General features: G+C 64.7%; 18 protein-coding genes. 6 read left to right on the top strand and 12 right to left on the bottom strand.

From position 1 onward, the window contains the following. Positions 1-7: 7 nt before the first annotated feature. The 3 genes from OKA04_RS13350 to OKA04_RS13340 form a co-directional block, all read right to left on the bottom strand. Positions 8-268: an acyl carrier protein gene (locus tag OKA04_RS13350; RefSeq protein WP_264501672.1), complete on the bottom strand. Its 261-nt coding sequence runs from the start codon at positions 266-268 to the stop codon at positions 8-10. Between the two features lie 13 nt (positions 269-281). Beyond that, the gene (locus tag OKA04_RS13345) at positions 282-1007 is read right to left on the bottom strand and encodes an SDR family oxidoreductase (protein ID WP_264501671.1); all 726 of its coding nucleotides are present in this window, start codon (positions 1005-1007) and stop codon (positions 282-284) included. 69 nt (positions 1008-1076) lie between these two features. Then, the gene (locus tag OKA04_RS13340; RefSeq protein ID WP_264501670.1) at positions 1077-2012 is read right to left on the bottom strand and encodes a PAC2 family protein; all 936 of its coding nucleotides are present in this window, start codon (positions 2010-2012) and stop codon (positions 1077-1079) included. 378 nt (positions 2013-2390) lie between these two features. Between OKA04_RS13340 and OKA04_RS13335 the strand changes: the two genes are divergently transcribed. After that, positions 2391-3125 (top strand): hypothetical protein, encoded by a 735-nt coding sequence (locus OKA04_RS13335; RefSeq protein ID WP_264501669.1) that lies wholly within the window; start codon positions 2391-2393, stop codon positions 3123-3125. 78 nt (positions 3126-3203) lie between these two features. Further along, on the top strand, positions 3204-4142 hold the full coding sequence (locus OKA04_RS13330; RefSeq protein WP_264501668.1) for a hypothetical protein: 939 nt from the start codon (positions 3204-3206) through the stop codon (positions 4140-4142). On the opposite strand, the gene OKA04_RS13325 is transcribed toward OKA04_RS13330, so the two are convergent. The 4 genes from OKA04_RS13325 to ruvB are packed head-to-tail and all read right to left on the bottom strand — an operon-like array spanning position 4139 to position 6833. Continuing rightward, positions 4139-5035, bottom strand: a complete 897-nt coding sequence (locus OKA04_RS13325) for a tyrosine recombinase XerC (protein ID WP_264501667.1) — start codon at positions 5033-5035, stop codon at positions 4139-4141. The genes OKA04_RS13330 and OKA04_RS13325 overlap by 4 nt on opposite strands. Further along, entirely contained in the window at positions 5028-5267 is a 240-nt protein-coding gene (locus tag OKA04_RS13320; protein WP_264501666.1) for a hypothetical protein, read from the bottom strand. Before OKA04_RS13320 ends, OKA04_RS13325 begins: the two co-directional genes overlap by 8 nt. A 60-nt stretch (positions 5268-5327) precedes the next feature. Then, a complete protein-coding gene (locus tag OKA04_RS13315; RefSeq protein WP_264501665.1) occupies positions 5328-5753 on the bottom strand; it encodes a Fur family transcriptional regulator in 426 nt (141 codons plus the stop codon). A gap of 54 nt (positions 5754-5807) precedes the next feature. Beyond that, the gene (ruvB, locus tag OKA04_RS13310) at positions 5808-6833 is read right to left on the bottom strand and encodes a Holliday junction branch migration DNA helicase RuvB (protein ID WP_264501664.1); all 1026 of its coding nucleotides are present in this window, start codon (positions 6831-6833) and stop codon (positions 5808-5810) included. A 43-nt stretch (positions 6834-6876) separates the two neighbouring features. Between ruvB and OKA04_RS13305 the strand changes: the two genes are divergently transcribed. Then, positions 6877-7848, top strand: coding sequence for a hypothetical protein (locus OKA04_RS13305; RefSeq protein ID WP_264501663.1), 972 nt, complete (start codon positions 6877-6879; stop codon positions 7846-7848). A gap of 4 nt (positions 7849-7852) precedes the next feature. Here OKA04_RS13305 and OKA04_RS13300 read toward each other — a convergent pair whose 3' ends face one another. Beyond that, positions 7853-8710: an MYG1 family protein gene (locus OKA04_RS13300; protein ID WP_264501662.1), complete on the bottom strand. Its 858-nt coding sequence runs from the start codon at positions 8708-8710 to the stop codon at positions 7853-7855. 159 nt (positions 8711-8869) lie between these two features. On the opposite strand from OKA04_RS13300, the gene OKA04_RS13295 reads away from it, so the two are divergent. After that, positions 8870-9268 carry a hypothetical protein gene (locus tag OKA04_RS13295; protein ID WP_264501661.1) on the top strand — a complete coding sequence of 133 codons (399 nt, stop codon included), beginning with the start codon at positions 8870-8872 and terminating at the stop codon, positions 9266-9268. A 1-nt stretch (position 9269) separates the two neighbouring features. Beyond that, entirely contained in the window at positions 9270-9719 is a 450-nt protein-coding gene (locus OKA04_RS13290; RefSeq protein ID WP_264501660.1) for a hypothetical protein, read from the top strand. A 19-nt stretch (positions 9720-9738) separates the two neighbouring features. Here OKA04_RS13290 and OKA04_RS13285 read toward each other — a convergent pair whose 3' ends face one another. The 3 genes from OKA04_RS13285 to OKA04_RS13275 all read right to left on the bottom strand — a co-directional run bounded on the left by OKA04_RS13285 (position 9739) and on the right by OKA04_RS13275 (position 13679). Further along, positions 9739-10653 (bottom strand): helix-turn-helix domain-containing protein, encoded by a 915-nt coding sequence (locus OKA04_RS13285; protein WP_264501659.1) that lies wholly within the window; start codon positions 10651-10653, stop codon positions 9739-9741. Further along, a complete protein-coding gene (locus tag OKA04_RS13280) occupies positions 10607-13093 on the bottom strand; it encodes a heavy metal translocating P-type ATPase metal-binding domain-containing protein (RefSeq protein WP_264501658.1) in 2487 nt (828 codons plus the stop codon). Before OKA04_RS13280 ends, OKA04_RS13285 begins: the two co-directional genes overlap by 47 nt. Positions 13094-13202: 109 nt before the next feature. Then, entirely contained in the window at positions 13203-13679 is a 477-nt protein-coding gene (locus OKA04_RS13275; protein ID WP_264501657.1) for a gluconokinase, read from the bottom strand. Between the two features lie 232 nt (positions 13680-13911). Here OKA04_RS13275 and OKA04_RS13270 point away from each other — a divergent pair, with 232 nt between their 5' ends. Next, positions 13912-14589, top strand: a complete 678-nt coding sequence (locus tag OKA04_RS13270; protein ID WP_264501656.1) for a FadR/GntR family transcriptional regulator — start codon at positions 13912-13914, stop codon at positions 14587-14589. Positions 14590-14606: 17 nt separating this feature from the next. Here the strand turns inward: OKA04_RS13270 and OKA04_RS13265 are convergent, their stop codons facing one another. Next, a complete protein-coding gene (locus OKA04_RS13265; RefSeq protein ID WP_264501655.1) occupies positions 14607-15584 on the bottom strand; it encodes an aminopeptidase in 978 nt (325 codons plus the stop codon). Positions 15585-15953 lie beyond the last annotated feature (369 nt).

The raw sequence follows: 15953 nt of genomic DNA, 5'->3' as shown, positions 1-15953 counted from the left end.
AACGGGCTCAACCCTTCTCCTCGATCGCCTTCGCAATGGTCTCCACGCTCTGGAGCACGCCCTTCGCCTTCTCGGCGTCGGCGATCTTCAGGCCGAAATGCTTCTCGATGGCGACGACAAGCTGCAGCGCATCGACGGAATCCAGCCCCAGTCCACCGGCACCGAAGATCGCGGTTTCGTCGCCGATCTCCGCCGCATCGAAGTCGAGCATCAATTCCTCGACCATCACTTCCTTGATCTTTTGCCGGAGTTCCGCGCCTTGAGCCATGAGTCTTAACTTGTTAGAAAATGCCGCCGTCGATTTTCAGGGCGGACCCTGTGACGTAGCCCGCATCGTGGCAAGCGAGAAACAGCACCGCGGATGCCACCTCGGCGGGGGTGCCGAAGCGCCGCATGGGGATGCCTGCCTTCGCGCGTTTTGCAGCATCCTCATCCATGTGCGCCAGCGCCTCGGTGGCGATGTAGCCGGGGAGGATGGCATTCACGGTGATGCCGGCGCGGGCGACTTCCTTCGCGAGCGTCTGGGTAAGAGCGACCACGCCCGCCTTCGCCGCGGCGTAGTTCGTCTGGCCGAGCGGCGGCAGGATCGCGCTAAGCGACGAGATATTGATGATGCGTCCGAAGCGCTGTCCCATCATCGGGCGGATGACCGCGCGGCAGCCGAGGAAGACGGCATCGAGATTCGCTGAGATCACCGATGACCACACCTCGTCCGGCATGGTGGCGAGCAGGTGATCGCGGTGGAGGCCGGCATTGTTCACCAGCACGTCGAGGCGGCCATCCGTCTCGGTGATGGTGGCGACTGCGGTCTCCCAGCTTTCCTTCGAGGTGACCTCCAGATCGATGAGCGCGCAGCGGCCGGGGAACTCCGCCTCCAGCGCCTCGGCGGTGGAGCGGTTGCTGCGGACGCCGAGCCACACCTTGGCCTCGGGATCCTTTTCGAGGAAATAGCGACCGATGCCGGAGCCGAGCCCGCCATTGCCGCCGGTGATGAGAATGCTGCGCACGCGTGGAGCTTCGCGGACAGGCGATGGACCGGCAATCCCGTTATTGGCATGCATCGCCGGACCGGGCCGTCATTTCTTGAAGAGATCCAGGAAGCGGTCCTCGAAATCCCGGAAGACCTTCAGGCGATCAAGCTCCTGCTTCAGGAAGTAGGCGCGGGCCCGATCCGCCTTTGCCTCGGTGAAGAGCTGCTCGAGGTGCTGGCGATCTTCCGCGGAGAGCTTCGGCTTTTTCTTCTCGTCCTCCTCGTCGGCATCCAGCGCCGGGATGGCGGACTCGCCCGCGCCCTCGACCTGATGGATCGCCTGCTCGATGCGGCTCAGGAAGGTCTCCAGCTTGTCCTCCACGTCCTGCGCGTGGGACTCCAGTTCGGTGAGGTCGATCTTGATCCCCGCGAGCGTCGCGAAGAACTCTAGCACGGCGAGCGAGGCCTTCGGATACGGGAGCTGGGAAAAAAGCTGCGGCATCTCGCCGAGCAGGCAGCCGCCCTGCATGCCGCTCTCCGCGGCCACGCCGAGCAGCACGCCATTCAGACCATTGATCTGTCCGCCCTCCAGCACCGTGAGATCCAGATCGCGGAAGCGGTCCAGCGTGCCGCGGTCGATGGCCGCACCGAAGACCCGGCCATGCTCGCCCGGTCGCAGGCCGGTGGCCATCGCGGCGAAGGTGAAGACGCGCGTCACGCCGAGGGGCCGCACGAGGTCGATGAGCTGGTGGCAGATCTGCGCGCTCTTCGCCGGAGGCTGGGCCTCCCCGATGAAGACGATCAGGTCGTGCTTTTCATTCGGATCTTTCCACAGGAAGAGCCGGCTGCGCGGCAGCGGTGCGGTCTGGATGAGGCCGTCCTTTACGTCCACGTGGTCCACTTCGAAAAGATCCCGCGCGGGAAGCTCCTCCCAGAGGTGCATCCCGAGCTTTGCCATGAGATAGTATCCCGCTCCCATCGCCACGGTGCCCATGCCGGGCCACACGGCGACCAGCCAAGGATCGTGAAGTCTTTCCGCCATGAGGCATCATCGCCGCAGAAGCCCCGCCGTCAAACGGCACACGGAGCCGCCCGGCCTGCTTGACAGCGGGATGCGAACTTTCTCGTATCTTCCCCTCATGAATCTTTCTCCCCCCTTCGATTCCCTCCCCGCAAACGAGCAACCGCAGCGGCAGCCTGACTCAATTGATCGAAAGACTTTAACTGTGTTTAATTCATGAGGATTGCTGCTCTCCCATTCCCAGCTCTTTTCGCCGTCTACATAACGATGTCAATGGTGTCGTGCCGGAAGGGAGAGAACGCGTCTCCGGTAGACAGCGAAAGCTCTGTTCAGAAACCCCAGGTCCGGGTCTCGAAGCCGAAGCAGCCCGTTGTGTCTGAATATCAGAAGAAGCGGATCATGGCGACGGTGGATTCCGCGAATAAGACCAAAACGGCTGACGAGGCATGCCTCGCTTTCAAGCTGCTGCTTGAGGCCTTCCCGTCCGACCAGACTTTTCTTCACGAGGTAGCACTTCAGACCAAGAAAGCATCCACGGAAACACAGATCGCCTTCACCAAAGCCGTGGTCGAAGCATACCGTTCCGGGGCCCATCCTGAGTTAGCAGCCAATATTGAGGCACTTGAAACCGAGGGCACCATGAGAGGCATTCTGATCTATCACTTTTCCGAAGCTCTGGTTGCTCAACCCGACTTGGTGTTAGAAGCCTACAAGACATTGCTTGCCGCACCTGCGAAGAATGTCAGTCCATATTACTACGAAGACATTGCCTCGGCTGCGGCCCAACAGATCGGGTTTCGCGAGGGGCTGGCTTTGATTCCCAACATCGAGGACAAGTCATTTGGAACAGCTGCTGCGAGGGACATTATTTCGAGTTGGATATACAACGACCCGGTTGACGCCTCCGATTACCTCCGCGAGCTGCCGGATTCCGAATTTCGCAACAATCTGGTGCTGCACCTCGTCGAGAAGGTGGCTGAGTCCCAAGATTTCGAGAATGCACAAGCCTGGGCGAACCACCTCGACGGTGTGTGGAAAGAAAAGGCCCTTAACCTCGTGAAACAACAGGAAGACATCTCTCGGCAGCGCGAGGTGCAACGATCTGAGCGCGAGGCGCAGGACGCGAGGAAGTGATCACAGCCGGAGGCGTGCAGACGACAATTCGCTCAAGAATCGGTAACCGGATTGCCAATGATCAAACATGTCAGGAACGTGAACCGCCGCGAATGCCTCCGCACGCTCGGCGCAACCTCCTTCGCCACCCTTTTCTCAGGAACCACCGCGAAAGCAGCGGAGGGTCGCGGGAAGTGGGATGACGAGAGCATCGCGGAATATACCCAACTGCTCTTCGACTGGCTGAAGGCGAACTTCAAGAAGCGCGCCGCAACGCTCGGCAATGCCGGAGGCACCGCCTTCAAGCTGGAGTATGATTACATGGCGACCACGGAGGACAAGAAACGTCAGCGAATCTTCGAGCGCTTTGCCGAGGGCCGCCTCTCCGACAAGGCGGCGGAAGAACACATCACGACTTGCCTGACCGAGTTTGAGCGGGTGCGGGCCTCGCTCGCCGCTGCCGAGGCCGTGGCTGCCGCAGCATGGAAGGACGATCCCGATGAAGCCGTGGCACGGGAGGGGCGCATCTACGACTCCACCATCTCCGCCGCCCGCCTGACCGTGGTGCTGGACTCCAGCCGCAGCATGAAGCCGTACCTTGATCCGCTTCGGAAGGAGATCACCCGGGATTTCTCATCCGCCTATTTCGTCGAGGTGGATGGCTGCGCCCTGACAAAGGTGGCAGCCTGTCCATGGTACTATGCCGCGCCGGTGGACGGCGTGAATCCATTCACTCCGGACCGCCACATCCCGAAGGTGCCGACAACGAAAGACCTGCCGCACTCCACCTATATCCGCTGGACGAGGGATGCCCCCGCCGCGCTGGAGTGCATGGTGGATCTGATGAAAACCGATGCGCTGTATTGGTTCTGCGACTTCGACGACGACACCCGCGAGGAGAACATCATCCAACTCGGCAAGAAGCTGCTCGCCCAAAAGACGAAGCTATACGTCCACACACTGGACAAGAAGGTGCCGAACCTCATCGCGACCCTCGCCGAGCGATCCGGCGGCCAGGTGGTGAGGAAGAAGATCTAGGACTTCGCCCGCGGGTGCGCCTGATCGTAGGCGTCGCGCAGCCTCTCCTTTGTCACGTGCGTGTAGATCTGCGTGGTGGAGAGCGAGGCATGGCCGAGCAGGCTCTGCACGGAGCGGAGGTCCGCCCCGGCATCCAGCAGGTGCGTGGCGAAGCTGTGGCGGAGCTTGTGCGGCGAGACCTTGAAGGGGATCGAGCTGAGCTTGAGATACTTCTTCAAAAGCAGGTCGATGGCCTGCTGGGTGATCCGCGTGCGGTTCTTTCCGAGGAAGATCGGGCCATTCGTGATGACCGCCTCGCGCAGGTAGCGCTGGAGGGCGGAGAGGGCCGGACCACCGACGGGCACGATGCGTTCTTTCGCGCCCTTGCCCATGACGCGCACGGTCTCGCCGAGGAAATCGACATCCCGCACGTCCAGCCCGCGCAGCTCCGAGATGCGCAGCCCGCAGGAGTAGAAAAGCTCCAGGATGGCGGCATCGCGCAGCGGCATCCATGGCTTGGTCAGCTTCGTCGGCTGCACCTGGAGCGGCAGCGCGAGCAGTTCGTCGATCTGCGCGACCGTGAGCACCACGGGCAGCTTTTTCTCTGGCTTCGGCAGTTGCACCTCGACCACCGGGCTCCTCGGCAGGCCGCGGCGATGGACGAGGAACTTGTAAAACGAGCGGACCGCGGCGAAGCGCAGGCGGATGGTCGCCTTCGACAGGCCGGACTTCATCATCTCGAAGAGCCAGCGGCGGAAGTCATCCGCACCGAGCTCCCGCCAACCGGGGAATCCCTCGCCACGCCACTCGCGGCAGGCGGCGAGGGCGAGCTGGTAGTTCGCCAGCGTGCGCGGCGAGGCGCTGCGCTCGACTTCCATGAATTTCAGGAAGTCGCTCTCCAGCGGATCATCCATGGTCGCCGGACTTCCGGGCCTTCTTCGAGCGGATGACGGCAGTGATGATGAGCCCGAGGCCGATGATCAGCATGGCACCTGCGATGCCGATGCCGAGGTAGGCCATCTGGATCTCCGACTCGGGATTGCCGCCGATCATGTTGCGGGCATTTTCCAGCCGCTTGGAAACGAGGACGATGAGAAGGCTCGCCGCGGCGAAGAGGGTCAGGGCGATGCGGATGAGGCGATTCATGCAAGGGATGGAAAGGCAGGATTGCGGAGGCTAGCGGCAGGATGCCGCAGCCACGGTCGATCATGCGCAGGCGGGGCAGGTGCCGAAGAATTCCAGCTCGTGGTAGAGGTTCTTGAAGCCGGTCTTGCGGCGGATCTCGTCCTCCAGCTCGTGGACCGGGCACGGGGCCTTCACTGACTCGATGCTGCCGCACTCCGTGCAGATCAGGTAGTCGGCGTGGCGACCGGGGATGAGCAGGGTGAAGTAGGCGGCGCGCTCGTGCAGGCCCAGGCGGCGGGCGATGCCCTTTTCCGCGAGGCGCTGGAGCAGGCGGAAGACGGTGGCCTTGTCACACTGGTCGCGCATGCGCGGGGAGGTCGCCAGCTCGCCCAGGGTCATCGGCCGCTGGGACTCGATGAGCGTGGTGATGAGCTCTTCCAATGCCTTCGTCCTCCGCAGGCCTGCGGCACGGCATCGGTCAACGGTCTGGGCAACGATCTCGGACATCCGCGGGAAAGCTAGAGCCTGAGAAGCCGGAGGGAAAGGTCATAGTGGCCTGCCTCACAGCAGCATCCCCTGCCCGTCCGCGGGCGGCGGCATCTTCGCACCGATCTTCGCGTAGGCAGCGGGCAGGGCCACGCGACCGCGGGGCGTGCGCTGGAGGAAGCCCTGCAGGATCAGGAAAGGCTCGTGAACTTCCTCGATGGTGGCCGCATCCTCGCCGACCGCCACGGCCAGCGAGCCCACACCGACCGGGCCGCCATTGAACTTGTAGATCAGCGCCTCCAGGATGCGCTTGTCCATTTCATCGAGGCCCTGCGCGTCGATCTCGATCATCGCCAGCGCGGCATCGGCGATCGGGCCGGTGATGGTGCCGTCGCTCTTCACCTGCGCGTAGTCGCGCACCCAGCGCAGCAGCGCATTTGCCACACGCGGGGTGCCGCGGGAGCGGGCGGCGACCTCAAGCGCGCCCTCGCGCATCACCGGGATATCCAGCAGCCCGGCGGAGCGCTCGATGATCTGCGCCAGTTCCTCCTGCGTGTAGTAGTCGAGGCGATTCACCAGGCCGAAGCGCGAGCGTAGCGGCGCGGTCAGCATCCCGGAGCGCGTGGTGGCCCCGACGAGCGTGAAGCGCGGCAGATTGAGCTGGATCGAGCGGGCCGACGGGCCGGAGTCGATGATGATATCGAGCCGGAAATCCTCCATCGCGGGGTAGAGATATTCCTCGATGGCGGGGTGCAGGCGGTGGATCTCATCGATGAAAAGCACGTCGCCCTTCTGCAAATTCGTCAGCACGCCGGCGAGGTCGCCCGCCTTCTCGATCTGCGGGCCGGAGGTCACGTGGAGCTGCGAGCCGGTGGCGCGGGCGATGATGTTTGCCAGCGTGGTCTTCCCCAGGCCGGGCGGGCCGGAGAGCAGCACGTGGTCCAGCACGTCGCCACGCTGGCGGGCGGCCTCCACCATGAGGAGCAGGCGGTCCTTCACCTTTTCCTGCCCGATGAACTCGGAAAACACGGGCGGCCGCAGCGAGACATCGTAGGAGGTCGTCGGTGCGGTGGTGGTCTTCTGGTAGAAATTCTCGCTCATGCGATCCAGCGGTGCCCCGCGAACAGACCATGACAGAGGTCGAATGAACACCTTTTTTCGCGCACTGGTGATTTCCCCGCGCCCGTGCTTCCCTTCCCCGCCGATGGCTCCTGCGACCGCCACGACCGTGATCACCAGCACCCTCTCCGCCAGCGAATGGCAGGAGCGGGCCGCGCGGCATCGCGCCCGGGCCGAGCGCTGGACGGTGCCAGCGCTGCGCCGCCGTGCCGCGCGCAAGGCCCACCCGGTGGAGGACTTCCTTTTCACCTACTACCCCTTCTCCTTCGCGAAGCTGGAGGAGTGGCACCCTGAAGCGGGCACCGCACTGGCCTGCGAAGCCGCGCCCCTGCCCGCCTGTTGGAAAAAGGAGCCCTACCGGATCGAGGGCGGGCTCGTCTTCGCCGATCCTCTCCTGGCAGGCGCGAAGGAACTCGCGCGGCTGCGATGGATGCGCGAGCTGCTCGCCGCGACCCGCGACCGCGCACCGAACTTCGCCTGCCACGGCCTGCACGAGTGGGCGATGGTCTATCGCGGCACGGAGGTCCGCCACGGCATGACCACCGGCCTGCGCCTGCCGCAGGAAGAGATCGACACGCTGGTGGAGTCGCGCCCGATCCGCTGCTCGCATTTCGATGCCTTCCGCTTCTTTCACAGCGACGCCCTGCCGCTGAACCGCCTGCAGCCGACGCTGCTCGAGCGCCATGACTTCGAGCAACCGGCGTGCATCCATGCGAACATGGATCTCTACAAGTGGGCATTCAAGGCGATGCCGTGGGCCGGCTCCGACCTGCTGATGGATTGCTTCGAGCAGGCGATGGAATTGCGCGACCTAGACATGCGCGCGAGCCCCTACGACCTCTCCGGCTTCGGGCTCGATCCCGTGCGCATCGAGACGCCGGAAGGACGCCGCGAGTATGAAAAGGAGCAGGCCCGCCTCGCCGCGAAAGCCGCCCCACTGCGGGAGCGGCTGATCGCGCTGCTGGATCGCGTGCTGCCCGGCAGTCCGGCCGCGTAGCCGCTCAGGCCCGCGCGATTTCGAGCAGGGCCTTCAGGCGCTCGATCTCCGCGGCGGAGGTCTTCGCGACGAAGCCGCGGGCATGGGCGAAGTGGACATCCGCCTCGCTCTCGATGCGGGTGAAGTCGAAGGCCGGGTGGTCGTTGTTCCGCGACAGGCCATAGCCACTGCCCCGGCGGTCCGGGTAGATGAGCGCGGCGACCGTCTTGTCCTTGCCGATGGATTGCAGGTAGCGGCCGATGCCCGCGGACGGCTCGTCCGGCATGGGCTCCGTGCGCGGAAGGAAGACGATCTCCTGCCCCGCCACGGTCCACAGCTCGGCGTGGTCCCGGATGAAATCGAGCCGCTGGCGCAGCGAGCGTACGTAGTCGATGAGATCCTGGCCGGTCATCCGCATCATCTCGTAGATCACGTCGCCGGGGGCGAGGCGGGAGGCCTTCGCGAAGCGGCGGAGCAGCGTGACATCCACGGGGGAATTCAGCTTTGCCAGCGTGTCGCGGTCGATGCCCAGCCACTTCGCCGTGACATTCGGCCCGCGGGTGTCGAACCACTCGGCGGGCTCCAGCCAATCGCAGAAAGTACGAGCATCCTCGTAGATGCCGAGGTGCTGGAGGACAAGCGTCAGCGCGCAGACCGGCGGATGGTCCGCGGGGAACTGGTGGTGGTCGAAGTTGTTCAGCGCCGGATCATGCTGGCCACCCACGTCGACCACGGCGGTGGCGGGATCGGCGAGGTCCGCCTCGGTCGGCTCGCGGCGCACGATTTCCACGCCATGGACGGCGGCCAGCAGGCTGCACGCGAGGAGTTCGTCCTTATGCGAGCCGCCGGGATGGGTGAGGATGCGTTCGATAGCGATGGCCATGGTCGGTGGTGGAAAGCCGGCGACCATAGGGCCGCACGGCGATCAGGCAATCCCGGGATGACCGGCAATTTTGGCCCCGGAGAGAGGGGCGAGCGGAGGGATTTTCGATTGCCTCCCGGCGGCCTCCCCTCAGCCTATCTCCAGCACACTTCCCGACTCATGATTTTCCGGCGGCTTCTTCTCATCTGTCTCGCGATGGCGGCGTGTGGATGCGGTGTGGACCCTTACCGGCACACGGAGCCCTTTGCCGGGATCGAGCGGAAGTCGCTCACGCCGGAAAGCCTGGTGGCAGCGCTGGGCCAGCCGGGACGCATTCTTCACGCGGACGCTCCTCACAAGGAAGGCCCGCCGGCGGCCACCGCATATCGCTACTACTTCGCCACCCGCGATGACTACCCCGGCGCGAAGACCTTCTACTTCGACCAAGGCCGCTGGACCGGTGAGAACACCCTCGGCGGCACCCGGCAGAAGGAACTCTTCCGACAGCTCGACCCGCAACGACCGGCGGACCAAAAGCTGATCTCGAAATGGGAAAGCGAGCACCCTTTCACCTGGTAAAATGAACCTCCGTCACACGATCGCCCTCGCAGCCGCCTGCCTCATCACCGGTTGCGGGAATCCCATCTACCAGGCGTCCCGGCTTCCGGGATTGAAGCAGGCGAGCGACTCGATGAACGAGCGCGCCTTCGTCGAGTGGATGGAAAGCGATCCCGCGCCGCAGGTGCGCGCCCGTGTTGCAAAGGGCGAATACCGCCTGCTCGGCCTCGCGATCTACGACACCAAGGACTACTGGATCCCCGGAGTCGCCGGGCATGCCAAGGAGCACGACCGCTACGACGTGACCTGGCAGGGCATGGGTGGCAGCTACGGGAAACACATCCCGCTCGCCGAGTCCTACATGGCCCGTTTCAACGCGATGATGCTGAAGGAGCGCAAGGGCGTGCCGCTGGACATCTACGCCCGCGGCCCGCAGCACGAGGACTATGCGGGGCCGGTGAAGAAGCGATGATGCCGCGGATGGCGTCGCCTCACGCCTCGGCGAATTTCTCTTTCCGCCAGAGGGTCGGCGAGGTGCCGACGATCCGGGCGAAGCTGCGGTTGAATTGGGAGAGCGATTGGTAGCCGACCTCGAAGGCGATCTCGGAGACGCGCTTCTCGGGCTTGAGAAGTTCGCGCTTGGCAGCCTCGACACGGCAGCGGTTCACATAGTCGGTGAGGGTGAGGCCGGTGGCTTCCTTGAAGAGGCGGCAGAAGTGCGACTCGCTCAGGCCGGCCTCGTGGGCCACGGCACCGAGCGGCAGGGATTCGTCGAGGTGCGAGTGGATGTAGCGGCGTGCCTTCGCGATCGCGGCGGGCTCGCTGCCTTCCTCGATGATGGCGAGGGACTCGGCGTGGTGGCTGAGCTGCTCGGCGAAGCTGTGCAGCAGGGTGATCATGCTGGCGTAGCGCTCCGGCTCCACGGAGCGGGTCTGGAAGTAGGTGCTGCGCAGCACGCCCTGTGTCTTCTCGTCCAGCGTCTTGCGGCCGAGGCTGCCGAGCAGGCGGTCAAAGTCTTCCTCGGTCGGCGTGCGGGAGAAGACCTGGCCGGTCTTCAAATACCCGACCACAGCCGCGCCGAGCTTCACCGGCACGGCGGAGGCGGTGAGACCGGCGAAGCAGTGGCAGCTCGACGGGCCCTTCACGCTGGCCTCCTCGATCAGCCGCCGGTTCGTATCGACGCAGGCGTGGCAGGCGCTCTTGCAGAGATTCAGCACCTCGCAGAAGGGACTGCGGTTCACCGACTGGTCATCCAGACACCAGTCCTCGGGATTTGCCCCCACGAGCCGCAACGGCAGGCCGGTGGCGGTGCGAAAGGCGTCCTGATAGACCTTGAAGAGATCGGACTGCTTCAGCCGCTCATGCAAGGTGGCTTCGAACTGCTTGGTCGCCTGACTTTGGCTCATGACGGGTGCGGGACGAGAAACGGAGACGCGAGGGGGAACCTTCTTCTTTTCGGATAACATCGCGACCATAATCGTGGGTTCTGTGGAGTTCAATCATACGGGTGCGAAATGCGACGAGCAGGATGGAAACCACCGAACTCAGGGGCATCAGCACTGCGGCGAGAAGCGGGCTCATGTGGGCCGTGGCGGACAGGGCGACCACGACGAGATTGTAGGAAAGAGCGAAGATGAATGCCCGGCGGACCCCGTGCGCGCGGGCATCCGCCGCGGCAAAGGCCTCCGGCAGCCAAGCAAGGCAGGAGCCAAGCGCGTAGAAGTCCGACTTCGACTCCAGGAGGCTGCGGTCCACTACGGGCGTGCCGGTCACGAAGGCCGCGTCAAAGGCGAGCGAGTCATTCGCACCATCGCCCACGTAGAGCGTGTCCTGGCGGTCGAGCGCCTGCACGGCGCGGCACTTTTCCTCCGGGCTCAGGCCGCCGTGGGATTGATCGTAGGGCAGGCCGAGCGAGCGGGCGAGGCTGGCCACCTTCAGCGGGGAATCCCCGGAGAGGATATGGATGGATAGGCCGCGCCTTTCAAGGTGGCGGAGCGCGTCGGCAGCACCGGGCCGCAGGGCATCGCTGAAGGTGAAGGCGGCGATGAGCGAGCCATCGTGGCGGAGCTCTGTGCCCTGGCGCTGGCTGCTTTTTCCCAGGAACCACTCGCCCGTCTCCATCGTTGCGCGGACGCCTTGGCCGGGGATCTCCGTCACCTCGACAGGGCCGAGGGCTTCCAGCAGGCGCTGGCCGCGATTTCCCAGAGCTTCCAACAAGGTGCGCGAGACAGGATGCAGCGAGCCGCGGGTGAGCCGGGCGAGCGCGAGCGCGGCGTGATCGCCCAGGGCATCGACGGCGGCGGGATTTTCTAACAGCGGGCGCTCGAGCGTGAGCGTGCCCGTCTTGTCAAAGACGACGTGCTTCACGCGGCGCAGGCGGGGCCAGAGGCTGGCGCGACGGACGAAGGCCCCGGCACGGGCAAGGCGGGCCGCCGCCCACTCGTCCGCGAGCGGCACGGCCACGCCGAGGGCGCAGGGGCAGGAGACCACGAAGACCGAGATCATCGCCTGGAGTCCCGTGCGGGCGTCGCCGCCCATCGCCCAGAAGGCGAAGACGGCGACACCGGTCACAAGAACAACACCCAGGTAAATTTTCAGCAGCCGCTGGAAGACGGGAGAGCCGCGGTCTCCGAAAGCATCCGCCACCAGCTTGGAGATCAGCGAGTCGGCCCACGTTTCATCCGCGGTGACGGTGACGGGCCTGCGGCCGAGCAGGATGGCCCCGGCGGGCAGCCGCGAGCCGGGATGCAGGATGACGGGGTCCGCCTCGCCATGGATCCACTCCAGCGAGACCTCCGCCGTACCGTCGCTGAGGCAAGCGGAGACCGGCAGCGCCTTCCCCGGCTCGAGCTGGAAGCGGGTGCCCGGCTGGAGGGAGGAGATGGGAAGCAGGGCATCGCCCGACCTGACCGACTCCGGCAGCGGCGAGCGGCGGACGAGCCGGAGGCGGTTCTTTTCCACCGCCGCGGTCTGCACGTAGCGGCCCAGCAGCATGAGGAAGACGAAGGTGGCGACGAAGTCGAAGTAGAGCAGCCGCTCCTCCCCCGCGGCCCAACCGGCGATGGACCCGAGATAGGCGGCGATGAGCCCAAGCGCGATGGGCAAGTCGATGTGCAGCGTGCCGATCCGAAGCGCCCGCCAGGCGCGGGAGATGAAGAATCCTCCGCCCACGAGCATGGCCAGCGTGGCCGAGGTGAAGGCGATGAGGCGGAAGAGCCCGGCGAACTCGAAGTCCGCCGGCATGCCGAGATAGGTGGGCAGCGAGAAGCCCATGGCATTCAACGCGAAGGCCCCGCAGAGGCCCATGCGCCCGGCGAGACCGCGGCGCTCCGGAGAGGTGTCACGGCTGCCCGCGGCGGCGGGTGCGGCGACGTAGCCGAAGGACGCGAGCTCTTTCAAATAGGCACCGACATCACAGGACCCGCGCTGCCACTCCAGATGGAGGCGACCATTGGCGGGATTTGCCGCGGCACGGATGGCACCGTCGTGACGCTCGAAAAGCCGGTCGATGAGCCACACACAGCCGATGCAGGAGATGCCCTCGATGGCGCAGTCGAGTTGCGCGGCATCATTTCCCTCGCGTGCCTCTGCCGCGTCAACAAGCGGCCGCAGCCATGCGAAATCATGATCCTCAAAGGGTCGGCTGCGGACGGGGGCGGTGGCGACGTCCTGCTTGAGATCGTAGTAGCGGTCGAATCCCTGGTCGCGGATCAGCGTGGCGACGTATTCGCAGCCGCGGCAGCAATAGCGGTCGCGAGCCCGATCCTCCGAACCCCGGACCGTCGGTGTGAAGGCGGTGCCGCAGTGGTCGCAGACGCAGGTGCTAGCGCTGGCGCTGGCTTTCATCCCCGCCATTGTGCCGGGCGGGCGGGAGGGCGACCACGCATGGCTTGCGGCAAATGCCGCGTATCCTCGGGAAGAAGACCGCAGGAAACGCGCGGTGCCGGTGCCCCTCTCAGCCCTTGTCCGGAAGGCCCGCGATCAATCGCTCGGCAACCTCCTCCGGAGCAGCGGCATTTTCAATGACGACTACATCCTCGCCAAGCTCCAGCGTATCCAATTGCGAATCGAGCAGGCTCGCCGGCATGAAGTGCTCGCGGGTGGACAGGCGCTCCTCCAGCAGCCCGCGCCCAGCGGTGAGAACGCAGAAGCGGACCGGACCGGCGAGTCCGCGGAGGTGATCGCGGTATTTCTTCTTCAGCGCCGAGCAGGCGAGCACGATGGATTCGCGACCCGCCATGTATTCCCCCAGCGCCTCCAGCCAACCCTCGCGGTCACTGTCGTCGAGCGGGATACCGGCGCTCATTTTCGCGATGTTCTCCGGCGGGTGAAAGCCATCGGCATCCGCGAATTCGCAGCCGAGCCTGTCCGCCACCAGCATGCCGATGGTGGTCTTCCCGCTGCCGCTGACGCCTGCGATGACGATTCTCATGAAGGGCGGGACGATGCCGCAAATTGGCGGGAGTTCAAAGAACACGTGAGGCGGAATCCTGGAAACCGGAAATCTGTATGGCAACTTCCCGAAATCTGCTGGAGCGGCGGAGTTTCCGCAGTTCATCCGATGGAATATCACCGAACGTAAAGCGGACATGCGGATTCTCATGTCAGGTCGCACGCCCCGTTTCCACTGGATGCCCATGCGGCGGACGTTCTACCGTCCTGACGTGCAACGACGCAGCGCCCAGATCGCCGGAGAACTCGAGCAGGAAATCCTGGCCGGCAAGCTGCCGCCCGGCGAGCGGCTGCCGTCCGAGGAGAAATTCTGCGAGCGCTTCAAGGTGAGCCGCACGGTCATTCGGGAAGCGATCCAGCAGCTCCGCGGCCGCGGCCTGCTGCGCACGCTGAAGGGCAGCGGCACCTACATCGCCGATCCCAGCCTGGAGTCGCTGGGCAGCGCGGTGGAGAGCTACTCGGTGCTCGCCGAGGAGAGCGATTTCCTGGAGCTGATCGACTTCCGCATCCTGATCGAAACGGAGTGCGCGCGCCTCGCCGCGAAGAACGCGGGCGAGCAGGTCATCCGCGAGCTGCGGCGCATTGTGGACGCGATGGACAAGGCGCGCGGGACGAAGGACAAATTCAGCAAGGCGGACATCGCCTTCCACCTCGCCATCGCCCGCGGGTCGGGGAACCGGATCTACTCGATCCTGCTCGGCGCGCTGGAGAAGCGCTGCATCGCCTACGCCCAGGCAAACCGTGGCGACGGCGACTGGTCCACGCCGGTGATCTCCGGCCACAATGAAATCCTCGATGCCATCGAGGCCGGCATGCCCGACAAGGCCGCCGAGGCGATGCGCAAGCACCTGCTTTCCTCGCGCCGTCACTTCGTCGATCTCGCGACCTGATCGGGCCGCGCGTCACGTCACTCGTCCTCTTCCTCGGGGATCTCGAGCTTCTTTACCCGCTTGTAGAAGACATCGAGATCGCCACCGCAGTCCGCGAGCAGCTTGTGGAAGGTGGGGACGTGCTTCTGGTAGGTGTGCAGCGAGACGAGGTCGGCGTTGTTGATATCGCGCGTCAGCCACCACTCCAGGCCGCGGCCACCCCACCTGCGGCGCAGCTCGCGGAAGCGGTCGCGCAGGTCGGCGAAGATCGCGGATTTCCGGCGGCGCATTTCCTCCGGTGGCAGGTCGGAGGCGTAGAGCTTTTCCAGCTCCGCGCGCGTCCACTCGATGCGGTCGTAGAACTCCGCGCGTCGGATCAGGCGGGCCTCGAATTTCTTCAGGTCCGCAGTCCGGCCCTCATGCTTCAGCCAGCGGCGCACGCCTTCCTCGGCGACGGCATTGGCGAAGGACTCGTTGAAAACGGTCGCGCCCCCGCGGAAGTACTTCCGGTGGGTCAGCTCGTGGAAGATCAGCTCGGCGAGGTCCACGTCGGCGGAGTGGACGAAGGTATTCAGCACCGGATCGTGGAACCAGCCGAGCGTGGAGTAGGCATCCACGCCGCCGACCTGCACGTCGAAGCCCTCGCCGCGGAGCTCGGTCGCCAGTGCCTCGGCATCGCTCTCCTTGAAGAAGCCGCGGTAGTCGAGCTTGCCCAGGGTGGGATACCACCAGCGCTTCGGCTCGAGTGAAAATTCCGGCGCGGCGTAGAGCGTCCACGTCACGTGCTCGCGCTGGAGATCCGCATACTTCCCGTAGCTGTCGTGGCCGGGCAGCGAAAGATGCTCGCTGGCGAAGCGGCGGATGCCTTCCACCGCGACGAGTTGCTTCCGCAGCTTCGGATCGGTGTCCGGCGAGGCGATAATCGGCCCGTTGGGACGGCTCTTGTGCAAGATCTCCATCTGCCCGCCCACCGCCTGGGTGTAGAACTGGAGCGTCTGGCAAGAGGAGAGGAGCAAGGCGGAAGCCGCCAATGCGACTTTAAGTCCGATTGAGGCCATAGCCCGGGTGCCTTCGATTATGCCGGAGAACGAGGATGAAAATGTCGTCGCTTCGGATCTTGAACAGGAAGTGATAAGGGAATCGGTCGAGATTGCATCGGCGCAGTCCCGAAGCGTCGACGTGACACCTTTTTGGATTCGCGGCCACAATTCCGACCTTGGCGACGAATTCAGCATAAAACTGATCTGCCAAGTTCTGTCCCGCTTCGTCCTCATAATGGCGGATTACACCCCATACATCATTTTGAGTCCGCCGATGAAACGAAACCTTCATCGCCCACGAAGACGAGAAAGCCCCCTCTCAAACTCCTCGAAAGAAATACAGAG

It is taken from the genome of Luteolibacter flavescens (genome assembly GCF_025950085.1).
Classification (GTDB): Bacteria; Verrucomicrobiota; Verrucomicrobiia; order Verrucomicrobiales; family Akkermansiaceae; genus Haloferula; species Haloferula flavescens.
Note: the sequence above shows the minus strand (reverse complement) of the source record. Positions and strands in the feature narration are given on the sequence as shown.

Coding starts and splice junctions, on each gene's coding strand:
- OKA04_RS13320 (WP_264501666.1), bottom strand. CDS start 5,267: ATGAATCGCCTCATCCGCATCGCCCTGACCCTCTTCGCCGCGGCGAGC.
- OKA04_RS13315 (WP_264501665.1), bottom strand. CDS start 5,753: ATGTCCGAGATCGTTGCCCAGACCGTTGACCGATGCCGTGCCGCAGGC.
- OKA04_RS13335 (WP_264501669.1), top strand. CDS start 2,391: ATGGCGACGGTGGATTCCGCGAATAAGACCAAAACGGCTGACGAGGCA.
- OKA04_RS13295 (WP_264501661.1), top strand. CDS start 8,870: ATGATTTTCCGGCGGCTTCTTCTCATCTGTCTCGCGATGGCGGCGTGT.
- OKA04_RS13290 (WP_264501660.1), top strand. CDS start 9,270: ATGAACCTCCGTCACACGATCGCCCTCGCAGCCGCCTGCCTCATCACC.
- OKA04_RS13325 (WP_264501667.1), bottom strand. CDS start 5,035: ATGGATGATCCGCTGGAGAGCGACTTCCTGAAATTCATGGAAGTCGAG.
- OKA04_RS13275 (WP_264501657.1), bottom strand. CDS start 13,679: ATGAGAATCGTCATCGCAGGCGTCAGCGGCAGCGGGAAGACCACCATC.
- OKA04_RS13300 (WP_264501662.1), bottom strand. CDS start 8,710: ATGGCCATCGCTATCGAACGCATCCTCACCCATCCCGGCGGCTCGCAT.
- OKA04_RS13280 (WP_264501658.1), bottom strand. CDS start 13,093: ATGAAAGCCAGCGCCAGCGCTAGCACCTGCGTCTGCGACCACTGCGGC.
- OKA04_RS13305 (WP_264501663.1), top strand. CDS start 6,877: ATGAACACCTTTTTTCGCGCACTGGTGATTTCCCCGCGCCCGTGCTTC.
- OKA04_RS13340 (WP_264501670.1), bottom strand. CDS start 2,012: ATGGCGGAAAGACTTCACGATCCTTGGCTGGTCGCCGTGTGGCCCGGC.
- OKA04_RS13285 (WP_264501659.1), bottom strand. CDS start 10,653: ATGAGCCAAAGTCAGGCGACCAAGCAGTTCGAAGCCACCTTGCATGAG.
- ruvB (WP_264501664.1), bottom strand. CDS start 6,833: ATGAGCGAGAATTTCTACCAGAAGACCACCACCGCACCGACGACCTCC.
- OKA04_RS13350 (WP_264501672.1), bottom strand. CDS start 268: ATGGCTCAAGGCGCGGAACTCCGGCAAAAGATCAAGGAAGTGATGGTC.